The sequence below is a fragment of the Pseudomonas sp. 10S5 genome (assembly GCF_035019745.1).
Classification (GTDB): Bacteria; Pseudomonadota; Gammaproteobacteria; order Pseudomonadales; family Pseudomonadaceae; genus Aquipseudomonas.
In genome coordinates this window covers 1-21,768 of the sequence record NZ_JASJVL010000004.1, presented here as the reverse complement: position 1 = coordinate 21,768, position 21,768 = coordinate 1, and the positions used below count along the sequence as shown (strand labels likewise).

Sequence of the window (21,768 nt, the reverse complement as noted above, 5' to 3'; positions counted from 1 at the left end):
TTAGGTGCGCGGCACTTCATTTATTACTTATAAAAAATACTGTTGAGCCCTGAGTAGGAGATAGCCTGTGGAACGCGAATACATGGAATTCGACGTCGTCATCGTCGGTGCCGGCCCCGCGGGCCTTTCCGCCGCTTGCCGCCTGAAACAAAAGGCTACCGAAGCCGGAAAGGAGATCAGCGTCTGCGTGGTTGAAAAAGGCTCCGAAGTGGGCGCTCACATTCTCTCAGGCGCAGTGTTCGAGCCCCGTGCGCTCAACGAACTGTTTCCGAACTGGAAAGAACTGGGCGCCCCGCTGCATACGCCGGTCAAGCGTGACGATATTTTCGTCCTTAGAACCGCTGACACCGCCACTAAAGTGCCTAACTTCCTTGTGCCTAAAACCATGCACAACGAAGGCAATTACATTATCTCGCTGGGTAACCTGTGCCGCTGGCTGGCTCAGCAGGCCGAAAACCTCGGGGTGGAAATCTACCCTGGCTTTGCTGCCCAGGAAGCACTGATCGACGACAAAGGCGCAGTCACCGGGATTCTTACCGGCGATTTGGGCGTCGACCGTCAAGGCCACCCGAAAGACAGTTTCACCCCCGGCATGGAGCTGCGCGGCAAATACACGCTGTTCGCCGAAGGCTGCCGTGGGCACATTGGCAAACAATTGCTCAAACGCTTCAACCTGGACGTCGAAGCCGACACCCAGCATTACGGCATTGGCCTGAAAGAGATTTGGGAAGTCGATCCAGCCAAGCACGAACAAGGTCTGGTGGTTCACACTGCCGGCTGGCCGCTGGACGTGATGAGCAGCGAGAACACCGGTGGTTCTTTCCTTTATCACCTGGAAAACAATCAGGTGGTTGTCGGATTGATCGTTGATCTGTCGTACAGCAACGCCTTCTTGTCGCCGTTCGACGAATTTCAGCGCCTCAAGCACCACCCGGTCATCAGCCAATACCTGGAAGGCGGCAAGCGCATCAGTTACGGCGCGCGGGCTATCTGCAAAGGCGGCCTGAATTCCCTGCCGAAGATGGTTTTCCCCGGCGGCGCGCTGATCGGTTGCGAACTGGGCACCCTGAACTTCGCCAAAATCAAAGGCAGCCACACCGCCATGAAGTCCGGCATGCTCGCAGCGGACGCCGTGGCTGACGCGCTGTTCGCTGGCAATGAAGGCGGCGATGAACTGACCACCTACGTTGATGCGTTCAAAGCCAGTTGGTTGTACGAGGAATTGTTCGCCAGCCGCAACTTCGGCCCGGCGCTGCACAAGTTCGGCCCGATCATGGGCGGCGCATTCAACTTCGTCGATCAGAACCTGTTTGGCGGCAAGATCCCGTTCACCCTGCACGACACTCAGCCGGACTACGCGTGCATGAAGCTGGCGGCCGACTCGACGAAGATTGCCTACCCGAAACCGGACGGCAAACTCAGTTTCGACAAGCTCAGCTCGGTCTTCCTCTCCAGCACCAACCATGAAGAAGAGCAGCCGTGCCACCTGAAGCTGACCGACCCAAGCATTCCGATCAGCATCAACCTGCCGTTGTATGACGAACCGGCGCAGCGTTACTGCCCGGCTGGCGTGTACGAAGTGATCACCAAGGAAGACGGTGAGAAGCGCTTCCAGATCAACGCGCAAAACTGCGTCCACTGTAAAACCTGCGACATCAAAGACCCGTCGCAGAACATCACCTGGGTGGCGCCAGAAGGCAGCGGCGGCCCGACTTACCCGAATATGTAAGCCCAACGGTAGAAGCCAACTGGTTGGCGAGGCGTCCTGATGTGCTGTACATCAAATTGCTTCGCCCACACGTTGGCGCCTACAGACGGTGTGTGTTTTAGACCTTAAAACCGCACGCCAACCCCCTCCTCCCCAGGGTTTCGCTCAAAGTAGCGCTTATATTCGCGGCTGAATTGCGAGGTGCTTTGATAGCCGACCCGCATCGCCACTTGCGCCACTCCAAGGCCTTCGGCGACCAAAATCTGTTGCGCCTTTAGCAGCCGCAAACGTTTCAAATACTGAACCGGCGACAGCAACGTGCTGCGTTTGAAATGCTCATGAAAGGTCGAGGCGCTCATGTTCGCGCAGCGGGCCAAGGTGTCAACGCTGAGCGGCTCAGCAAAGTGCGTGTGCAGGTGAGTCAACGAAGCCGCCACCCGGGCAAATTGCCCGTGTTGCTCGACCAAGGCGCGCAACACGCCCGCTTGCGGCCCACGCAACGCGGCATACAACACTTCCCGCAGCCGCGCGCGGCCCATGATCCGGCATTCCAATGGGTCATGCAGACAGCGCAATAACCGTTCAACGCTCTCGCGCATTTCCGTATCCAGCGCCACCGACGTCATGGACTCCGGGGTTTGTACTTGAGCGCTAGAACCCGGCATCAACCCCATGGCCAATACCAACTCGCCCAGCACTATCCGATCGATGTCGATGGAGACGCCCAGCAAAGGCGCCTCCGGCGAGGCGTAGGTTTCATACTCGAAGGGCACCGGCAACGCCTGAATCAAGTAATGGCCAGCACCATATTCCAGGGTTCGATCACCCAAATACGCGATTTTGCTGCCTTGGGCGATGATGACCAGACTAGGCTCATAGATCTGCGGGCAGCGTGCGACATTTCGGTCTGCAGACCAGACGTTTACCTCAGGCAATAACGTCGATACCAAGCCGGTACGCAGGGCGAGCGGCTGTAGCAGGGAAACCAGCGTGGCGTTAGCTTCGAGGTGACGCGTCAATAACATGGCCGATGCTTCATAAAGAGTGGATGGTTGCATCATCGCAGATCTAACCCGGGATTCGACCCATTACAGGTTATGTCGGAGGAATAAGCATAACAGGCGGAGGAATTGCCATAGCCGATAAAACGACGCACGGGGAGAATGGTCTGTGTCATTCCAGTTAACGCTTTTGCGAGGTTCAACATGTTCAAAGCCATTGGTTACGCCGCTCAATCAGCGACCGCACCCCTAGCCCCCATGACGTTCGAACGCCGCGCTCCACGCGCCGATGATGTGGCCCTTGAGGTCCTGTTCTGCGGCGTGTGCCACTCCGACATTCACCAGGCACGCAACGAGTGGGGCTTCGCCAGCTACCCATTGATGCCCGGCCATGAAATTGTCGGCAAAGTCACCTCTGTCGGCACAGACGTCACCAAATACAAAGTCGGCGACATCGTTGGCGTGGGTTGCCTGGTCGACTCGTGCCGTACGTGCGAAGCCTGTGAGGCTAATCTCGAGCAATATTGCCTCGAAGGCCCAACTCAAACTTACGCCTCTCGCGACCGCGTCGATGGCACCCTGACCATGGGTGGCTATTCAAACGCCATGGTAGTCAGTGAGCGTTTCGTGGTGCGTATCCCAGAAAAACTGGACCTGGCCAGCGCCGCACCGATTCTGTGTGCCGGCATCACGACCTATTCGCCGCTGAAGCATTTTGGCGTCAAGCCTGGCGACAAGGTCGGCGTACTCGGCATGGGCGGTCTGGGCCACATGGGCATTAAGTTCGCCAAAGCCATGGGCGCTGAAGTCACCCTGTTCACCCGCTCGGAAGCCAAGGCCGAAGAAGGCCGTCGTCAGGGCGCGGATCACGTGATTGTCTCCACCAACGAGGGCCAGATGAAAGACGCCGCTGGGCGTTTCAACTTCTTGCTGGACACCATTCCGGTGAAACACGACCTCAACCCGTACCTGCAAACCCTGCGTTTCGACGGCGTGCATATCCTGGTCGGCTTGATCGAACCGATTGATCCGCCTGTGCACGGCTTCAACCTTGTGGCCAAGCGTCGCATCATCGCGGGCTCAATGATCGGCGGCTTAGCGGAAACTCAGGAAGTGCTGGATTTCTGTGCTGAGCACGGCATCACCTGCGACATCGAAATGCTCGACATCAAAAATATCAATGAAGCCTTTGAGCGTGTCGTCAAAGGCGACGTGAAATATCGCTTCGTGATCGACATGAAAACGTTGAAAGCCTGATCAGGGCCTTGCCCCTAACTCGGCCGAGAGTCGCGCTGCGGTGTTTTTGATCAGCGGAATCAACTCGGCCATTTTCTCCAAGGGCATATAGGGCAAGGTACTGGCGATGCTGATGCCGGCAACAATCAAGTTGCTGGCATCACGCACTGGCGCAGCCACACAGCGAATCGACGGTTCGTTGTCTTCCAGATCAAACGCATAGCCCCCCGCGACATACTCCTGCATCCGCTGCTGAAACTGCTCCCAAGATGGCTCCTGGTGCTGCGGCCATGTCGTGGTTCTACCATCGGTTGGCAGACTGATTCGGTATAAACGCAGCCATTCTTCCGGCCCGCAATCAATCATCAATGCCTTACCAATTCCAGTGCGCGCCAACGGCATGCGGTGGCCTACACGCGAACGCATTTCCGGGCCATTACGGCCGGGATTTTTGTGCAGGTATAGCACGTCATCGCTTTCGCGAACTGCCAGATGAACGGTGTCGCCGGTCAACGAAGACAGCTCATCCAAATACGGGCGCGCCAGTACTGCCAGCGGCACCTCTTCGCGAGCCTGAAAACCCAGTTCGATCAGCTTCGGTCCCAACAAATAACCCACGTGCGGCATCACGCGCAGATAGCGTTCGTCTACCAGGCAACTGGCCAGACGGTGAGTCGTGCTGCGCGTGGTACCGATAATGCGCGCAATCTCTTTGAGGTCGCGGGCACCATTGGCGACCGCTTGGACCACGCCAAGGCCTCGCAACAAGGTTTGCGTGCCGGTGGGTGCTGCGTCCTTGTCCTTGACCGCGCCGTTGTTCGCCAAGACGATTGATTCGTGCTGCATATCAGCGCCTTATCCATTCAAAAAGCGGGCAACATTATCGCCGCCCGCTTGCAGCGGTTACAACTCAATGCGTTCGACCTTGCCCACCAGCAAAATGTAAGACAGCGCACCGACCAACGCCAACGCAGCCACGTAGGTAATGGCCGGCGCGAAGGAATCACCGGTTGCTAAAAAGCCGATCACAATCGGCGTGGTGATGGCCGCCAGATTACCTATGAAGTTGAACGTACCACCAGTCAGACCCAGCAACCGCGCCGGGGCCAAGGTGGACACCAATGACCACGTGATAGACGCCAAGCCGTTACCGAAGAACGCCAAAGCGAGAAAGGCAATCACCACCGGTGTCGATTCAACGTAGTTAGCGCCAATGATCGAAGTGGAAATCAGCAACCCGCCGATAATCGGCAACTTGCGGGCAAACCCAACACTGGTGCCCCGCCGAATTAGCCAATCGGAAAAGAATCCCGAGCACAACACCCCTACGAACGCAGCGAGAAATGGCAGCGATGCCAGCAGCCCGGACTTGATAAAGTCCATGCCACGGTATTTCACCAGATAAGTCGGAAACCACGTCAGAAAAAACCACAACGTGGAGTTCAAGCAAAACTGGCCGAGGTAAATACCCCAAAGTTTGCGTTTGCTCAGTACGATCCCCAAGTCCAACCAACTGAAACGACGCTTCTCTTTCTCGGTGGTGGCCTGGATATCTACCAACCCGCCACCGTCGCGAATCAGCTCGATTTCCGCTTCATTGATGCCCTTGAAATCTCTCGGTTCGCGATACACCGCAAACCAGATCAACGCCCAAATCATACCGGCCACACCGGTGCTGATGAACACCATGTGCCAGCCGAATTGCGCTTGTAGCCACGCTAACACTGGGGTCAGAAAGGCCAGGCCAACGAATTGACCGGATGTATAAAAGCCGATAGCAGTTGCCCGTTCACGCTCTGGAAACCAAGTGGTAACGACCCGGCTGTTGATCGGATAGGCCGGTGCTTCCATCGCTCCCACTGCCAGACGCAGGAAGAACAGTGCGATAAAGCTGGCGGCGAATCCCAGCAAGATCGTGGCCAGTGACCACAACACCAGCGCGACGGTGTAGAGGATTCGCGGCGGCACGCGGTCAACCAACCAGCCGCCGGGGAGTTGCATGGCGGCGTAGGTCCAACCGAAAGCGGAGAAAATCAGGCCGACGTGAATCGGATCGATGCCCAACTCAGTGGTCAAGGCCGGAGCGGCAATCGACAGATTGCTGCGGTCGAGATAATTGATCACCACGGTGATGAACAGCAGCACCATGATGAAGAAACGCTTACGGCTGGGCGTTACAAGCGACGTCTTGGCCGCGATGGCTTGAGGTTGCATGGCGAGTGCCTCTTTTTATGGTTATTTGAGGGCGCTGTAGAACCTGCGGGAGTAGGCTTGCCTGCGAATGGCAGAATGCGGTGTGTCAGACAAACCGCCTTCGCAGGCAAGCCTGCTCCCACACTATCTAGTCAGTTTTACGGTCTACCACTCAGCAAAACTGCCATCGGCGTGGCGCCAGATCGGGTTGCGCCAGCGGTGGCCGATGGCTGCGCGCTCTATGACGTATTCCTCGTTGATTTCGATGCCCAGGCCCGGTCCGTTAGGGATCTTCACCATGCCTTTGTCGTAATCGAAGACTTCCGGGTTCTTGATGTAATCCAGCAGGTCGTTGCTTTCGTTGTAGTGGATGCCCAGGCTCTGCTCTTGGATGAATGCGTTGTAGCAGACCGCATCCAGCTGTAAACACGCTGCCAGTGCAATCGGACCCAACGGACAATGCAACGCCAGCGCAACGTCGTAAGCTTCGGCCATGTTGGCAATTTTGCGGGTTTCCGTAATACCGCCCGCGTGGGAAGCATCCGGCTGAATGATGTCGACGTAGCCCTCACTCAAGATCCGCTTGAAATCCCAGCGCGAGAACAACCGTTCACCCAAGGCAATCGGCGTGCTGGTCAACGGCGCCAGTTCCTTGAGCGCTTCGTAGTTCTCGCTGAGCACCGGCTCTTCGATGAACATCAGCTTGAACTGATCCAGTTCCTTCATCAGCACTTTGGCCATGGGTTTGTGCACCCGGCCATGAAAGTCAACGCCGATGCCGACGTTAGGCCCTACGGCATCACGCACAGCGGCGACATTGGCCAGCGCCAGCTCAACTTTTTCAAAGGAATCGAGAAATTGCAGCTCTTCGGTGCCGTTCATCTTCACCGCAGTAAAACCGCGCTCCACCGCATCTTTGGCCGCCTTCGCGGTTTCTGCAGGTCGATCGCCGCCGATCCATGAATACACGCGGATCTTGTCCCGCACCTGACCACCCAGTAGATCACTGACCGAGACACCCAACGCCTTGCCCTTGATGTCCCACAATGCCTGATCGATGCCGGCCAGCGCACTCATGTGGATCGCGCCGCCACGGTAGAAGCCACCGCGATATAACACGGTCCAGATATCTTCGATATTGCGTGGGTCTTTGCCAATCAAGTAATCAGACAATTCTTCTACCGCTGCGGCCACCGTGTGCGCGCGACCTTCGACTACCGGCTCGCCCCAGCCAGTGACGCCTTCATCGGTTTCTATCTTGAGAAACAGCCAGCGCGGCGGGACGATGAACGTCGTGAGTTTGATGATTTTCATGGGTGCGCTCTCTTATTCAATTCGACGCTCGGGGCGTCGATCAGATCAATGCAATTGGTTCCAGGCGGACACGTATGTCTTGGCCCGCTCAGCGACGTCAGCAGCGCTCATGCCCGGTTTGAACAACCCGGAACCTAGACCAAACCCCGACACACCGGCGTCGATGAACACCTGCATGTTGTCCGGCGTGATGCCACCCACCGGAATCAACGCGGTGCCCTTGGGCAGTACCGCGAGGAACGCCTTCACTACCGCCGGGCCCATTTGTTCAGCCGGGAACAGTTTCAGCACATCCGCGCCTTCAGCCAGCGCCGCAAATGCTTCTGTCGGAGTCGCAACGCCCGGCGAAAGGAACAATCCTGCAGCTTTGGCGGCACGTAGCACCTTGGCGTCGCTGTGGGGCATAACGATAACCTGCCCGCCCGCCTCTTTGACTAAGCCTACTTGTTCAGGGGTTAACACCGTGCCTGCGCCGATCAGGCAATCAGCAGGCAGCGATTGACGCAATATACGGATGCTGTCGTAGGGTTCCGGCGAGTTGAGCGGCACTTCGATGACCCGAAAACCGGCCTTGTACAAGACGTCACCAATGGCCGCTGCTTCTTCCGGGCGCAGGCCACGAAGAATGGCGATCAAGCCGTTTTTAACCAATGCTTGTTTAAGCATGTCAGACCTCTGCAAGAGTGGATTTGAGCAAGTTGGCCTGCACCGCCAACTGCCACAAACCGCGTTCGGTGGCCTGTTCGGCCAAGGTCACCTGAGCGAAACCGCAGGCAGCCAGCGCACGAGAGTAACGCACGCAGAGCTGGGCATTGCCGATCAGGATGATGGGGGGAAGACGTTTATCTGGAGCTTGGCGTTGCTGCTTTAAGGCGGCCAGCGCGACCAGTTCATGACCAATCAACAGCCCGGACAGGTAGTCCGGCTGAGCGTCGGCACTTAGTTCACCGGTTAACCCCAAGGTTCGGCAACTGAATATGGTCGACAGCGGTCCAGCGGCGCCATCTTTTGACAACGCAACCGCAACGCCTCGATCAAATGCGGCCTCGTCGAAAATTTCACTGATACGCATAGTACGACCGAGGATGGTGTGGGCGCTGAGCGCGGCATATACCTCACCGGTCATGAATGTATCGAAGTGCACGATACAACCGTCAGCCACCTGAACCCATTTGGAATGGCTGCCTGGTAAGCCGATCAACCAGGAATGCTCTGGGGTGCCAGCGGTCAAGCTGGCGAGAACGCCTAGGACTTGAGTTTCTTCGCCGCGCATCACGTTGGGCAACGTCGACCGTTGCAACACGCCAGGGACAATGTGGACGTCAACTCCGCGCACGCTGCGCACTGTTTGCAGTGCAGCGCTTAGGGCAGCGAGATCCGCTGGCGTTTCGCGGTACACCGCTTCGCGCCAACCTTGAGCACTACCGACCATGCCGCAGGCAATAACCGGAATCCCCGGCTGTGCGTCGAGCCAGTCGCCACATGCCTCGTCGAACGCTAATTCAAATCCATTGGTACAGATCACGCCAGCGATCAATCTTGGTGTGGTGGGCAACTGCATAATGCCTGCGCTCAGAGAGCGCTGGTCTAGAACTTGGCCGTATTCGCCAAGTCTATAAGCACGAAGGGAAGTCGTTCCCCAGTCGAGCGCGATTAATTGCGCCAGCATCGCTTCACCTTTTATTGTTCGGATATGAAGTAGTCATTCTTGTGGCGAGGTTGACTATAAGCCCGAATCAACATCGATCTCAATATGTAAATTCATATCCCATATATAGGGATAAAAACGTAAAGATGATAGTTGTTCTACTCTGGCATTACTTAAACGGTCAGGCTACTTCCAGGGATGAGCGCAATGAAGCGATTTCAAGCATTGAACAGTCTTCGTGGCCTGTTTGCGTTAGCCGTGGTTGTTCACCATTCACATGTGTTGCAAAGCATCACTGAAGAATCGTTTTTCAAGCATGCCAATTACCTCGTCGAATTCTTTTTCGCGTTGAGCGGTTTTGTCTTGTACCAGCGCTATGCCCATTCGTTGGGTTCGACGCCGCAATTGCGTCAGTTCATGATTTCGCGTACCTGCCGTGTGTATCCGCTCCACCTGTTTATGCTGTTGGTCTTTGTCGGTTTCGAATGCCTCAAACTGATCCTTGAGCGCCGGGGTATTACCCTGAATAACCTTAGTTTTACAGGGGACCGGTCCGTGGGCGAGATAGTGCCGAACCTGCTGCTGATTCAAGCGTGGTGGTCGGGGTTCAACGCCTTGTCGTTCAACTATCCCTCATGGATAGTCAGCGTCGAGTATTACGTTTATCTGTTGTTTGGCGTGACCGCGCTGATACTGCGGCAACGATCGACCATGGCCTTTGGCGCGCTGTCTGCGTTGGCCTTAGCGGCCCTGTATCTGGGCAATACGCCGCTGGCGGACAACGTGTTACGCGGTGTGGGTTGTTTCTTCGCGGGCGGGATCGTTTATCGGATCTACATGCACTGGCGCCATCTGCGCCAGGGTCTGTTATCGGGTAGCGTGTCGGAAGTGATGATTCTTGGGCTCATCTATGCCGTCATGACGCGCAGCGAAACACCACAGGACGCCGCGCTGGCGATACTGTTCTGTGTGGCGGTCGGGGTCTTTGCGTTTGAGGCAGGTGCGATATCGTTACTGCTGCGCGGGCGTCTATTGGTATGGCTTGGAGAGCGCTGGTTTTCGATCTACATGACCCACGCTGCAGTGATTTTCGTGACCACTGTCTTTGTGATGATGGTCGCTAAAATCACAGGATTGGCGTTAATGGTTGAGCTACCGGGCGCCACGACACGGTACGTCAGCACCGGCAGTGCCTTGCTGGATAACGTAATGATCGTCGTTGAGCTGATTGCAGTGTTGGGAATATCAACCTTGACCCATCGGTATATCGAACTGCCCGGTATAGCGCTGGGACAACGATGGCGTGGCGTGGGTGGCGATGACAGCAGCGTGACCCAACGGCTTCCCGAATGAATTCAGGAAGCCCGCCGCGGACGTTTCAGGCATGCTCAATCTTCTGAATCAACGCTCCAGCAAAATCCGCAGCATGCGACGCAGCGGTTCGGCTGCACCCCATAGCAACTGATCGCCAACAGTAAACGCGCCCAAGTATTGCGAGCCCATGTTCAGCTTGCGCAAACGCCCTACTGGAATGCTCATGGTGCCGGTTACCGCCGTAGGGCTCAGGTCTTGAATACTGGCCTCCCGGTGGTTTGGCACCAGTTTCACCCATGGATTGTGCTGGCTGATCATACCTTCGATGTCGGCAATCGGTACGTCTTTGTTCAGCTTGATGGTTAGCGCCTGGCTGTGGCAGCGCATGGCGCCGATGCGCACGCAGATACCATCCACCGGAATTGGGCTCTTGAAGCGACCCAGAATCTTGTTGGTCTCAGCCTGGCCTTTCCATTCTTCGCGGCTCTGACCGTTTGGCAATTCCTTGTCAATCCAAGGGATTAAGCTGCCTGCCAAGGGTACACCGAAGTTTTCCGTGGGGAATCCTTCGCTGCGCATGGCTTCAGCCACCTTGCGGTCGATGTCGAGGATTGCGCTGGCAGGATTCGCGAGCTCTTCCGCCACCGAGGCGTGGGCAGCACCCATTTGCTTGATCAGTTCACGCATGTTCTGCGCGCCAGCCCCAGAGGCCGCCTGATAAGTCATGACGTTCATCCACTCAACCAGACCGGCTTCGAACAAACCACCCAAGCCCATGAGCATCAAGCTGACAGTGCAATTACCGCCGATGTAATTCTTGGTGCCTGCATCCAGCTGCTGATCAATAACCCGGCGGTTGACCGGGTCCAGCACAATCACTGCGTCATCCTGCATACGCAGGCTCGACGCGGCATCAATCCAGTAACCCTTCCAGCCCGCTTCACGCAGCTTGGGGAATACTTCATTGGTGTAGTCGCCACCCTGACAGGTCAGAACCACATCAAGGGTTTTGAGTTCGTCGATGCTGTAAGCATCTTTCAGCGGTGCAGTATCCTTACCTACAGCCGGGCCTTGGCCACCCACGTTGGACGTGGAAAAGAACACTGGCTCGATGAGATCAAAATCCTGCTCTTCCAGCATCCGCTGCATGAGCACGGAACCGACCATACCGCGCCAACCGATCAGACCTACACGTTTCATCGCAACTACACCCTTAACAAAAAGTGGGGCGCTACCTCTAACGACTTCGGAGGCAGCGGGCCCGAGAGATTACAGATTCCACAGCGCGGCGACTACTGCATCGCCCATTTCCTCTGTTCGGACTTTGGCGTTGCCCACAGACCAGATGTCACCGGTACGCAAACCTTGATCCAAAACCAGACTCACTGCCTTTTCGATGGCATCGGCCACCTCGATCAGATTAAAGCTATATCGCAACATCATCGATACCGACAAAATCGTTGCCAATGGATTGGCAATGCCCTGCCCGGCGATGTCTGGCGCCGAACCGTGGCATGGCTCATACATACCCTTATTGTTGATGTCCAGCGACGCCGAGGGCAGCATGCCGATCGAGCCTGTTAGCATTGACGCCTGATCGGACAAGATATCGCCAAACATATTTTCGGTGACGATCACATCAAACTGTTTCGGCGCCTTGACCAATTGCATGGCGGCGTTATCGACGTACATGTGGCTTAACTCTATGTCCGGATAATCCTTCGCTACCTCTTCGACCACTTCGCGCCACAGCTGGCTGGCTTCAAGTACGTTGGCTTTGTCGACCGAGCACAGTTTCTTACTGCGCAAGCGTGCCATGTCAAAACCGACACGGGCGATGCGACGGATTTCGCTCTCGCTGTATGGCAGCGTGTTGAAGCCTTCGCGCTCGCCATTATCGAGCGTTCGGATGCCGCGTGGGGCTCCGAAATAGATACCACCGGTCAGTTCGCGAACGATGAGAATATTCAGCCCCGACACCACTTCTGGCCTCAGGGTCGAGGCATCAGCCAATTGTGGGTATAAAATGGCCGGACGCAGGTTAGCGAACAGCTTCAGTTCCGACCGGATCTTCAACAGGCCTTTTTCCGGGCGAATCGAACGATCCAGTTTGTCCCATTTCGGTCCACCCACAGCACCAAGCAATACGGCATCAGCCGCCTGTGCACGGGCCAGGGTCTCATCAGCCAATGGCACGCCATGCCTATCAATGGCCGAACCACCAATCAGATCGTGACTGAGTTCAAATCCCAGCTGATATTTATCATTGGCCAGTTCCAGCACCTTGACCGCTTCAGCCATTATTTCAGGACCGATGCCATCACCCGGAAGAATCAGAATCTGCTTGCTCATGGTTTCCTCAATTCTTTAAATAAGATAGAACCAGACCTCCTGCAGAAGCTGCCTTAGGCAGCGATCGACCGCAATGCGGTAGGTGAACCGGATCGCAGCCTTCGGCAGCTCTTACAGGGGATGTGTCAATTCAGTCGCGAAACAACCAGGGCTGGCTAGCCCGGTGCTTACCTTCAAAACTGGCAATCGCATCGGCGTCCATCAAGGTCAAGCCGATGTCATCCAAACCGTTGAGTAAGCAATGCTTGCGGAACGCGTCGACTTCAAAGCGCAACACTTTACCGTCTGGACGGGTCACCGTCTGCGCTGCCAAATCAATGCTTAGCTGATAACCCGGATTGGCTTCGACTTGCTCGAACAGCTCATCGACTTCGGCATCGCTAAGGATGATGGGCAACAAGCCATTCTTGAAGCTGTTATTGAAGAAGATGTCGGCATAGCTCGGCGCGATAACGCTGCAAAAACCATATTCTTCCAACGCCCACGGCGCGTGCTCACGGCTGGAGCCGCAGCCGAAATTTTCACGGGCGAGCAATACGCTCGCCCCTTGATAACGTTCGTGGTTGAGCACGAAGTCGTTGTTCAGCGGGCGCTTGGAGTTGTCTTGGTAAGGCTGCCCGATGTCCAGATAACGCCATTCATCAAACAGGTTCGGGCCAAAACCGGTGCGCCTAATCGACTTCAAAAACTGCTTTGGAATGATCTGATCGGTGTCAACGTTGGCGCGATCCAGCGGAGCGACAAGGCCGGTGTGCTGAGTAAATGCTTTCATGCTGGGCTCCTCAGTGTTGGATCAAGTTGCGAACGTCGACAAATCGACCGTTAATAGCCGCCGCTGCCGCCATGGCCGGGCTGACCAAGTGAGTACGACCGCCCGCGCCTTGACGGCCTTCGAAGTTACGGTTGGAGGTGGACGCGCAATGCTCGCCGGATTCCAAACGGTCCGGGTTCATCGCCAGGCACATGGAACAGCCCGGTTCACGCCACTCAAAACCGGCTTCGATGAAGATCTTGTCCAGCCCTTCTTTCTCAGCCTGCGCTTTGACCAAACCCGAACCCGGCACCACGATCGCTTGCTTGATAGTCGAGGCGACTTTGTTGCCCTTGGCGATGTCGGCTGCCGCGCGCAAGTCTTCGATTCGCGAGTTGGTGCAAGAACCGATGAACACCCGATCCAATTGGATATCGGTGATCGCCTGATTGGCTTTCAAACCCATGTATTTCAGAGCACGCTCAATGGAGCCGCGTTTGACCAAATCAGCTTCTTGAGCCGGGTCAGGCACGTTTTGATCCACCGCCAAGACCATTTCCGGGGATGTGCCCCAGCTGACTTGTGGCTTGATCTGGGTAGCGTCAAGTTTAACCACGGTATCGAATGTTGCATCCGTGTCGGACACCAAGTCTTTCCAGGCATGTACCGCCATGTCCCATTCCGCGCCTTTCGGGGCAAATGGACGACCTTTAACGTAAGCCACCGTTTTCTCATCGGCGGCGACCAGGCCCACCCGGGCGCCGGCTTCGATGGACATGTTGCAGATGGTCATGCGGCCTTCAACCGACAAGTCGCGGATGGCGCTACCGGCAAATTCAATGGCATGGCCATTGCCGCCTGCGGTGCCGATCTTGCCGATGATCGCCAGCACGATGTCTTTGGCCGTGACGCCAAACGGCAGCTTGCCTTCGACCGAGACCAACATATTTTTCATTTTCTTGGCGACCAGGCATTGGGTGGCGAGCACGTGCTCAACCTCCGATGTGCCAATACCGTGAGCCAAGGCTCCAAACGCACCGTGCGTGGAGGTGTGCGAATCGCCGCAGACCACGGTCATGCCTGGCAAGGTCGCACCCTGCTCGGGACCGATCACATGAACGATACCCTGACGTGGATCATTCATCTTGAATTCGGTAATGCCATATTCGTCGCAGTTGTCATCCAGGGTCTGGACTTGCAGGCGCGACACTTGGTCGACGATGGCTTCGATCCCGCCCAAGCGGTCCGGAGTGGTCGGCACGTTGTGGTCTACGGTGGCGATGTTGGCGTCGATCCGCCAAGGTGCGCGCTTGGCCAGTCGCAACCCTTCAAAGGCTTGCGGCGAGGTCACCTCATGAATGATGTGACGGTCGATATAAATCAGCGCGGAACCATCATCGCGCTGTTTAACCACGTGCGACTCCCAAAGCTTGTCGTAGAGCGTTTTGCCGGCCATCAGACGTTTCCTCATCAGCGGTCTATCTATGCCAATCACCGCGCGCCGATTTTTAATCGCTCAACACAATGACCTATGGCTTGTGGGGTGAATCCTATGAGGTATGATTAAATAACTCAAATTCATATTTTTTATGCTTTGGATAACTTACTGGAATAGATCCATGGATTTGGCCAACCTTAATGCGTTTATCGCGATTGCCGAGACCGGTGGTTTCTCTTCGGCAGGCGAGCGCTTGCACCTCACCCAGCCCGCTATCAGCAAGCGCATTGCCGGCTTGGAGCAGCAACTTAACGTCAGGCTGTTCGACCGATTAGGCCGGGAAGTAAGTTTGACTGAGGCCGGCCGGGCGCTGCTGCCAAGGGCCTATCAAATTCTTAGCGTGCTGGACGATACCCGCCGAGCGTTGACCAACCTGACCGGTGAAGTTAGCGGGCGCCTGACATTAGCCACCAGCCACCACATTGGACTGCACCGTCTGCCGCCACTATTGCGCGAATACACCCGCCGCTATCCCGAGGTTGCGCTGGACATCCAGTTTCTCGACTCGGAAGTGGCCTATGACGAAATCCTCCATGGCCGCGCTGAGCTGGCGGTCATTACCTTGGCGCCGCAGCCCCATGCGTTGATAAAGGCTGTACTGGTCTGGGATGACCCACTGGATTTCGTGGCCGCCCCGGAGCACCCGCTGGTCAACAATAGCCCTATCAGTTTGACCGACGTCGCGCGCTATCCGGCAGTATTCCCGGGGGAAAACACCTTCACCCACCACATTGTCAGCCGGTTGTGCGAAGCTCAGGGATTGAAACCGAATATTGCCATGAGCACCAACTATATGGAGACCATCAAGATGATGGTCTCCATCGGTTTGGCCTGGAGTGTGCTGCCCCGTACCATGCTCGACAATCAGGTGGCGCGTATTGCTTTACCAGGTATACAACTGACGCGCCAGCTAGGCTATATCGTGCACACCGAGCGAACATTATCCAACGCTGCCAGGGCATTCATGGCGTTGTTGGACGCACAAATCATTCCCCCTGCCGCCAGCCTCCACCGGGCTGAAGGGGCCCACTTGCTCGCAGCGCCTCAAGGTTTGTTGAACGATGCCCAAGACAGCTGAAAGCTTGCCCTTCCTTGCACTCAGCCAATCGACTGAGCTCAGCGGATCAGAACGACGCTTTGCGACCCTATACGACCTCAGCCCCAACGTCGTACTTTTGACGCGCTTGGAGGATGGCCTGATTTGCGAGGCCAATCGCTATTTCGAGAGTTCGCTGGGATGGCCAATCAAGTCTGTTCTGGGCCGCACCACCGTCGACATCGGTTTGTGGACCGAACCTGCTCAGCGTTTGCAGATATTGCGCATGATCGAAGGCGAGCCCAAACCTGTCAGCCTTGAGGTTCAATTCAACGCTCGTGACGGCTGCGTGCACGACGGCATGCTTTGCGTCCAGAAAATCGACCTGGACGGTTGTGCTTATGTCCTCAGTACCTTTCTCGACACTACCGAACACAAGCGCGCTGAACAGGCACTCAAGGAAAGTCAGGAGCGCCTGGACCTGGCGTTGAACTCTGCGCAACTGGGAACTTGGGACTGGCACATCCCCTCAGGCATGCTATATGGATCGGCTCGTTCAGCAGAGTTGCACGGCATGCCGGCCGAACCCTTTCATGAACTATTCGACTCATTTTTTGACGGCATTCCCGGTGAAGACCGCGACAACATGCGTCAGGCGTATCGCAGCTTACGTGAAGGTCCTGCGGGCAGCTATCAGGTCACTTACCGCATTCAGTTGGAGGACGGCTCCTCACGTTTTCTAGAAAGCCGCGCCCGCTTGCATCGCGATGCCCAAGGTGAACCTTTGCGCATGGCGGGCATCTTGCTCGATATCACCGAGCAGGTTGAGCGCGAACAGCGCTTGATCAGTTCTGAAGAAAAATTCGCCAGCCTGTTTCAAGCCAGCCCCGATCCGGTGTGTGTCACCCAATTCGATACCGGTCAGTTCATTGAGATCAACCCCAGCTTCACTCAAACGTTCGGTTGGACCGCAAATGAAGTTATTGGCCGAAACGTAGAGGACATCCATTTCTGGGCGGACCCATCAAAGCGCGTTGACCGTAACAATCAAATCAAGCGCGACAAGGGCCTGGATAACTTCGAAGTATTGCTAAAAAACAAAGACGGTGAATTGCTGACCTGCGTCATCTCTAGCCGCTTGATCGTAGTCGAGCAACAACAATGCATCGTCACCACCTTGCGCAATGTCACCCAACAGCAACGAGCTGAGGCAGCCCTCAAGGCCAGCGAAGAGAAATTTGCCAAAGCATTTCACTCAAGTCCCGACGCCATCACCATCACCGAGCGCGATTCAGGTCGCTACCTTGAGGTTAATGACGGTTTCTATCGGCTCACCGGCTACGACTGTAACTATGTCGTGGGCCGTACCGCCTTTGAAATTGGCATCTGGGCTGACCAGGCGCAACGCAGCTTAATCATCAATGATCTGCGCGAGCACGGCCGGGTGCATCACCGGGAGATGCTCGCCCGCAATAAAAAAGGAGAGGTGTTGACGGTTGAGGTGTCGGTGGAACCGATCACGCTCAATGAAATCCCGTGCCTGCTCATGACCACCCGCGACGTCAGTCAATTGAAGAATGCTCAAGCACAGATTGAGCACTTGGCTTATCACGACCCCCTCACCGACCTGCCTAATCGGGCGCTGCTGATGGAGCGCCTGAGCGAACAAATCGAAGTGCTCAAACGTCAAAATCTGCGCGGCGCCTTGCTGTTTCTTGACCTTGATCACTTCAAGCACATTAACGACTCCCTCGGTCATCCCGTGGGCGATAGCGTATTGAAAATCATCACCGCACGACTGGAAGCCAGTGTGCGCATGGAAGATACCGTTGCGCGACTGGGTGGCGATGAGTTCGTGGTGCTGCTGGGCGGCTTGAAAGGCTCCCGGGCCGAGGTCACAGATCAAGTGCGTGGTCTGGCCGATAAATTGCGCCAATTGCTCGCCGAACCGATGTTCCTCGACGGCCAGCGCCTGCAGGTCACACCGAGCATCGGCGTTGCGCTGATCCCAGATCATGGCTCGACACCGGCCGACCTGCTCAAACGTGCAGACATTGCGCTTTATCGGGCCAAAGACTCGGGCCGTAATACGACGCAACTGTTTCATAGCACCATGCAAAAAGCCGCCAGCGAACGTTTACGCCTGGAAAACGACCTGCGTCTAGCATTGGCTCGTGGTGAGTTCAGCTTGCACTATCAACCGCAGGTAGATGCCAGGGACAACCGCATCGTTGGCGCGGAGGCATTGCTGCGCTGGCATCACCCGCAAATGGGCTCCATGTCACCAACGCAATTTATTCGGGTGCTGGAAGACAGCGGGATGATCCTTGAAGTGGGCAGCTGGATTCTTGACGAAGCCTGTAAAGTGGGCGGCGAGTTATTGCACAAAGCGCTGATCGATTCGAATTTCAGCATGTGCGTCAACATCAGCCCACGGCAGTTTCGTCAAAGCGACTTCGTCGAACGCGTAGAACGCAGCTTGCGAATCCACAACTTTTCTGCACGACTGCTGAAGTTGGAAATAACCGAAGGCATCGTGATCCAGAATGTGGAAGACACTATCGCCAAGATGCGCCGCCTGAAAAAAATGGGCGTCACCTTTGCCATGGACGACTTCGGGACCGGGTATTCGTCCCTGACTTACCTCAAGCGGTTGCCGGTAGACGCGCTGAAGATTGACCAGTCCTTCGTCCGTGACTCCACGACCGACCCCAACGACGCCGAAATCATCCGTGCCATTGTCGCCATGGCGCAAAGTTTGAACTTGGTCGTGATTGCCGAAGGCGTGGAAAAACCCGAGCAGTTGCGGTTTCTGGAACAACTGGGCTGTCATTTGTATCAAGGGTACTTGTTTAGCGAGCCGTTGCCGCTAGAGGGACTGGTCGGGTTGCTGAGTGGAGATCAAGGGTTTTGATCGCGGATCACGGATACGCGCTCAAGCCGCTTCGCGGCGCTTGAACCCAATCAATTGCCCAATACGCTGGCAATCGGTTTCGCGGCGCAGGGTATTGAACAGTTCAGTGGCTTCGGGATAGCTTTTGGTCAACAGGGCTAACCATTGCTTCAAACGACCGGGGGCTTGAATGGGGGTCATTTTCTCCAGCGCGTGCAGCCAGAACACGTGCACGATGGGCAGCAGTTCTGACCACGTCATCTCGACCACCTCTTCACCCGCTTCGGCAGCTGCGATCTGCCGCGCCAGGTCAGGGCGCGCCACCAGCCCGCGGCCGATCATGATGTCTCGGGCACCACAGATTTCCCGGCAACGCCGCCAGTCGTCCACGGTCCAGATTTCGCCATTGGCAACCACTGGCACTTTAACCACGTCCTGAATGCGGGCGATCCATTCCCAATGAGCAGGCGGTTTATAGCCGTCGACCTTGGTCCGGGCATGCACCACGATTTGCTCGGCACCGCCGTTGGCCAACGCCCGTGCGCAATCCAGCGCACCCTCGGGGCTTTCGTAACCGAGGCGCATTTTGGCGGTCACCGGGATGTGCGCAGGCACCGCCCGCCTTACATGCTCGACAATCCGGTGCAGCAACTCCGGCTCTTTAAGCAGGATGGCGCCGCCACGGGAGCGATTGACGGTTTTGGCTGGGCAACCAAAGTTCAGGTCCATGACAGGCGCACCAAGCTCGCAGGCGAAGGCGGCATTTTCGGCTAGGCATACCGGGTCGGAACCGAGCAATTGCAGGCGTAACGGTACGCCAGCGTCGGTTTTCGCGCCCTTGTGCAGCTCAGAAGCGTATTTGTAGAAGTAGTGAGCGGGCATCAAGCGTTCGGACACGCGGATGAACTCAGTCACGCACCAGTCGATGCCGCCGACCTGGGTCAGCACATCGCGCAGGATGTCGTCGACCAAACCCTCCATGGGCGCCAAAGCAATTTGCATGGGTCACACTCGAAAAAAGTCCGGCAGTTTACGGGGCAGCTCCCGGATTGGAAACGTTTATGCGCTGCCGACTTTATGCGGGAGGGTTTATCAGCGCCGGCCCGTACCCCTCAATGAACTCCGCAGGCATGCGCTTGGGCTTGCCGGTGGACAACTCAATGCAGACAAACGTGGTCTGAGCGCGCAGCAAGGTCACGCCATCGCTGGGACGCTTGAGCTGAAATCGGCGGGTCATTTTCAGACGCTGGTCTGAGCTGACAATCCAGGTCGCCAGTTGCAGTTCGTCATCTTCATAGGCGCTGGCCAGGTAATCGATTTCGTGGCGGACCACGGCCATTGCACGGTCGATTCGCCGGTATTCGGCCAGGTCCAGCCCAAGTTGCTGCGAATGCCGCCACGCGCAACGCTCAAGCCAAGTGACGTACACCGCGTTATTGGCGTGGCCCAGCCCATCGATATCGTCGGACGTCACTCTCAAGTCGATGACGAATGGCGTAACCAGATCCCAACTCATGCTCGCTCCTTCCTGCTTACCATTGGCGGCAAGTCACTGGCGAGCAGTGTAACGGAAGGTCGGGTCAATGGGCGCGGGACCGTCAGAGGACGGCAGATTTAGCGGCGCGCAGCACCCGATCCGACAGGTCGCCGGGGCCTAGCGCACGCGCCAGCGCCAAGCCACCGAGCATCAACGCCAGGTCAGCAAGCGCGATGTTGGCTTCTTCAGGACTGGAGGACAATTGCGCGGTCATGAGCTCCACGTGCTCGATCAGCGCCTCACGGAAACCGTCCGGCAACCGCATCAGCTCGCCCACGGTGGCGGGTAATGGGCACGCCTGCTCGCAAGCGTCTCGGTGTTGGCGAGACAGATAGAACGCAGCCAGTAATGCCCGGCGCTGTTGGCCCGGCAAATCGCCACTGATAGCGTCTAGCGCTTCACGGCGGCGCGACAGAAGCTGGCTAAAGACCTCTAGCATCATGGCGTCTTTGCTTTCAAAGTGTGCATAGAAACCACCGACGGTCAGACCGGCCGCCCCCATTACTTCGCTGACGCTAGGTTCGATCGTGCCGCGGGTGATCAAGGCAGAACTGGCAGCCTGAAGAATTCGGTCTCGGGTGTGAGCTTTCTTATCGTTCACGCGGCCTCCTGACACTACGTAGAGAATATTATTTACATAATAATAGTAGCAATCCGACTTTTTCTCTGCGGATCAGACACCGGTAAACGAGGGAATGGCCAGGAAGAAAAAACGCGGCACAAAAACAAAAGGGTCATTCAATAATTGAATGACCCTTGGTCCCGTAGAACGGGAAAATCGTGGCGTCCCCTAGGGGACTCGAACCCCTGTTACCGCCGTGAAAGGGCGGTGTCCTAGGCCACTAGACGAAGGGGACGCAAAACCTTCTATACACATGACCAGCCTGAGGCTGGTCGATTCAAGGTTTGTGTGGCCAAACCTCGAACCGTACAAATTGGTGGAGCTAAACGGGATCGAACCGTTGACCTCTTGCATGCCATGCAAGCGCTCTCCCAGCTGAGCTATAGCCCCGAATTTATCGCCCTGCGGCGGAGCAGCTCTTCACAGCTGCTTCTTGAAACTGGCGTCCCCTAGGGGACTCGAACCCCTGTTACCGCCGTGAAAGGGCGGTGTCCTAGGCCACTAGACGAAGGGGACTTAACCTTCTATGCACCATGATCACGACTGAGTCTTGATCGATTCAAGGTCGGTGTGGCCAGACCTTGAACTGTACAAATTGGTGGAGCTAAACGGGATCGAACCGTTGACCTCTTGCATGCCATGCAAGCGCTCTCCCAGCTGAGCTA

17 protein-coding genes, 3 tRNA genes and 1 pseudogene are annotated in these 21,768 nt (G+C 56.3%); 5 read left to right on the top strand and 16 right to left on the bottom strand.

Annotated features, from left to right (window positions below; all coding sequences use genetic code 11):
- Positions 1-67 precede the first annotated feature (67 nt).
- Complete coding sequence (locus QN378_RS04990; RefSeq protein ID WP_322202956.1) at positions 68-1,729, top strand: electron transfer flavoprotein-ubiquinone oxidoreductase; 1,662 nt, start codon at positions 68-70, stop codon at positions 1,727-1,729.
- A 104-nt stretch (positions 1,730-1,833) separates the two neighbouring features.
- On the opposite strand, the gene QN378_RS04985 is transcribed toward QN378_RS04990, so the two are convergent.
- Complete coding sequence (locus QN378_RS04985; RefSeq protein WP_323546464.1) at positions 1,834-2,733, bottom strand: AraC family transcriptional regulator; 900 nt, start codon at positions 2,731-2,733, stop codon at positions 1,834-1,836.
- A gap of 180 nt (positions 2,734-2,913) precedes the next feature.
- Here QN378_RS04985 and QN378_RS04980 point away from each other — a divergent pair, with 180 nt between their 5' ends.
- Entirely contained in the window at positions 2,914-3,966 is a 1,053-nt protein-coding gene (locus QN378_RS04980) for an NAD(P)-dependent alcohol dehydrogenase (RefSeq protein ID WP_323546437.1), read from the top strand.
- Here QN378_RS04980 and QN378_RS04975 read toward each other — a convergent pair whose 3' ends face one another.
- From QN378_RS04975 to QN378_RS04955, 5 genes are all read right to left on the bottom strand, one after another.
- Complete coding sequence (locus tag QN378_RS04975; RefSeq protein WP_322202954.1) at positions 3,967-4,791, bottom strand: IclR family transcriptional regulator; 825 nt, start codon at positions 4,789-4,791, stop codon at positions 3,967-3,969.
- Between the two features lie 57 nt (positions 4,792-4,848).
- Positions 4,849-6,159 carry an MFS transporter gene (locus QN378_RS04970; RefSeq protein WP_323546441.1) on the bottom strand — a complete coding sequence of 437 codons (1,311 nt, stop codon included), beginning with the start codon at positions 6,157-6,159 and terminating at the stop codon, positions 4,849-4,851.
- A 144-nt stretch (positions 6,160-6,303) separates the two neighbouring features.
- Positions 6,304-7,452: a galactonate dehydratase gene (dgoD, locus tag QN378_RS04965; protein WP_322202952.1), complete on the bottom strand. Its 1,149-nt coding sequence runs from the start codon at positions 7,450-7,452 to the stop codon at positions 6,304-6,306.
- A gap of 45 nt (positions 7,453-7,497) precedes the next feature.
- Positions 7,498-8,118: a 2-dehydro-3-deoxy-6-phosphogalactonate aldolase gene (locus tag QN378_RS04960; protein WP_322202951.1), complete on the bottom strand. Its 621-nt coding sequence runs from the start codon at positions 8,116-8,118 to the stop codon at positions 7,498-7,500.
- Position 8,119: 1 nt separating this feature from the next.
- Positions 8,120-9,121, bottom strand: coding sequence for a 2-dehydro-3-deoxygalactonokinase (locus QN378_RS04955; protein WP_322202949.1), 1,002 nt, complete (start codon positions 9,119-9,121; stop codon positions 8,120-8,122).
- A gap of 186 nt (positions 9,122-9,307) precedes the next feature.
- Here QN378_RS04955 and QN378_RS04950 point away from each other — a divergent pair, with 186 nt between their 5' ends.
- The gene (locus QN378_RS04950) at positions 9,308-10,453 is read left to right on the top strand and encodes an acyltransferase (protein ID WP_322202947.1); all 1,146 of its coding nucleotides are present in this window, start codon (positions 9,308-9,310) and stop codon (positions 10,451-10,453) included.
- Between the two features lie 48 nt (positions 10,454-10,501).
- Here the strand turns inward: QN378_RS04950 and asd are convergent, their stop codons facing one another.
- From asd to leuC, 4 genes are all read right to left on the bottom strand, one after another.
- Positions 10,502-11,614 carry an aspartate-semialdehyde dehydrogenase gene (asd, locus tag QN378_RS04945; RefSeq protein WP_322202945.1) on the bottom strand — a complete coding sequence of 371 codons (1,113 nt, stop codon included), beginning with the start codon at positions 11,612-11,614 and terminating at the stop codon, positions 10,502-10,504.
- 69 nt (positions 11,615-11,683) lie between these two features.
- Positions 11,684-12,766: a 3-isopropylmalate dehydrogenase gene (leuB, locus tag QN378_RS04940; RefSeq protein WP_322202943.1), complete on the bottom strand. Its 1,083-nt coding sequence runs from the start codon at positions 12,764-12,766 to the stop codon at positions 11,684-11,686.
- A 130-nt stretch (positions 12,767-12,896) separates the two neighbouring features.
- The gene (leuD, locus tag QN378_RS04935; protein WP_323546448.1) at positions 12,897-13,538 is read right to left on the bottom strand and encodes a 3-isopropylmalate dehydratase small subunit; all 642 of its coding nucleotides are present in this window, start codon (positions 13,536-13,538) and stop codon (positions 12,897-12,899) included.
- A gap of 10 nt (positions 13,539-13,548) precedes the next feature.
- Positions 13,549-14,973, bottom strand: a complete 1,425-nt coding sequence (leuC, locus tag QN378_RS04930) for a 3-isopropylmalate dehydratase large subunit (protein ID WP_322202939.1) — start codon at positions 14,971-14,973, stop codon at positions 13,549-13,551.
- A gap of 163 nt (positions 14,974-15,136) precedes the next feature.
- Here leuC and QN378_RS04925 point away from each other — a divergent pair, with 163 nt between their 5' ends.
- On the top strand, positions 15,137-16,093 hold the full coding sequence (locus QN378_RS04925) for a LysR family transcriptional regulator (RefSeq protein ID WP_322202937.1): 957 nt from the start codon (positions 15,137-15,139) through the stop codon (positions 16,091-16,093).
- 37 nt (positions 16,094-16,130) lie between these two features.
- A pseudogene (locus tag QN378_RS04920) lies at positions 16,131-18,965 on the top strand (EAL domain-containing protein); the annotation flags it as partial.
- Positions 18,966-18,986: 21 nt separating this feature from the next.
- On the opposite strand, the gene QN378_RS04915 reads toward QN378_RS04920, so the two are convergent.
- From QN378_RS04915 to QN378_RS04890, 6 genes are all read right to left on the bottom strand, one after another.
- The gene (locus QN378_RS04915; protein WP_323546455.1) at positions 18,987-19,946 is read right to left on the bottom strand and encodes a tRNA dihydrouridine synthase; all 960 of its coding nucleotides are present in this window, start codon (positions 19,944-19,946) and stop codon (positions 18,987-18,989) included.
- 73 nt (positions 19,947-20,019) lie between these two features.
- Positions 20,020-20,460: a thioesterase family protein gene (locus QN378_RS04910; protein ID WP_322202931.1), complete on the bottom strand. Its 441-nt coding sequence runs from the start codon at positions 20,458-20,460 to the stop codon at positions 20,020-20,022.
- An 82-nt stretch (positions 20,461-20,542) separates the two neighbouring features.
- Positions 20,543-21,082 carry a TetR/AcrR family transcriptional regulator gene (locus tag QN378_RS04905; protein ID WP_322202929.1) on the bottom strand — a complete coding sequence of 180 codons (540 nt, stop codon included), beginning with the start codon at positions 21,080-21,082 and terminating at the stop codon, positions 20,543-20,545.
- Positions 21,083-21,262: 180 nt separating this feature from the next.
- A tRNA-Glu gene (locus tag QN378_RS04900) sits at positions 21,263-21,338 on the bottom strand.
- Positions 21,339-21,417: 79 nt separating this feature from the next.
- Positions 21,418-21,493: transfer RNA gene (locus tag QN378_RS04895), tRNA-Ala, on the bottom strand.
- A gap of 50 nt (positions 21,494-21,543) precedes the next feature.
- Positions 21,544-21,619: transfer RNA gene (locus QN378_RS04890), tRNA-Glu, on the bottom strand.
- Between the last annotated feature and the right edge of the window lie 149 nt (positions 21,620-21,768).

Excerpts from the sequence above, each read along its gene's own strand:
- leuB (WP_322202943.1), bottom strand. The coding sequence starts at position 12,766 with ATGAGCAAGCAGATTCTGATTCTTCCGGGTGATGGCATCGGTCCTGAA.
- QN378_RS04955 (WP_322202949.1), bottom strand. The coding sequence starts at position 9,121 with ATGCTGGCGCAATTAATCGCGCTCGACTGGGGAACGACTTCCCTTCGT.
- QN378_RS04960 (WP_322202951.1), bottom strand. The coding sequence starts at position 8,118 with ATGCTTAAACAAGCATTGGTTAAAAACGGCTTGATCGCCATTCTTCGT.
- QN378_RS04985 (WP_323546464.1), bottom strand. The coding sequence starts at position 2,733 with ATGTTATTGACGCGTCACCTCGAAGCTAACGCCACGCTGGTTTCCCTG.
- QN378_RS04975 (WP_322202954.1), bottom strand. The coding sequence starts at position 4,791 with ATGCAGCACGAATCAATCGTCTTGGCGAACAACGGCGCGGTCAAGGAC.
- QN378_RS04915 (WP_323546455.1), bottom strand. The coding sequence starts at position 19,946 with ATGCAAATTGCTTTGGCGCCCATGGAGGGTTTGGTCGACGACATCCTG.
- QN378_RS04910 (WP_322202931.1), bottom strand. The coding sequence starts at position 20,460 with ATGAGTTGGGATCTGGTTACGCCATTCGTCATCGACTTGAGAGTGACG.
- leuD (WP_323546448.1), bottom strand. The coding sequence starts at position 13,538 with ATGAAAGCATTTACTCAGCACACCGGCCTTGTCGCTCCGCTGGATCGC.
- dgoD (WP_322202952.1), bottom strand. The coding sequence starts at position 7,452 with ATGAAAATCATCAAACTCACGACGTTCATCGTCCCGCCGCGCTGGCTG.
- QN378_RS04970 (WP_323546441.1), bottom strand. The coding sequence starts at position 6,159 with ATGCAACCTCAAGCCATCGCGGCCAAGACGTCGCTTGTAACGCCCAGC.
- QN378_RS04980 (WP_323546437.1), top strand. The coding sequence starts at position 2,914 with ATGTTCAAAGCCATTGGTTACGCCGCTCAATCAGCGACCGCACCCCTA.
- asd (WP_322202945.1), bottom strand. The coding sequence starts at position 11,614 with ATGAAACGTGTAGGTCTGATCGGTTGGCGCGGTATGGTCGGTTCCGTG.
- leuC (WP_322202939.1), bottom strand. The coding sequence starts at position 14,973 with ATGGCCGGCAAAACGCTCTACGACAAGCTTTGGGAGTCGCACGTGGTT.
- QN378_RS04925 (WP_322202937.1), top strand. The coding sequence starts at position 15,137 with ATGGATTTGGCCAACCTTAATGCGTTTATCGCGATTGCCGAGACCGGT.
- QN378_RS04950 (WP_322202947.1), top strand. The coding sequence starts at position 9,308 with ATGAAGCGATTTCAAGCATTGAACAGTCTTCGTGGCCTGTTTGCGTTA.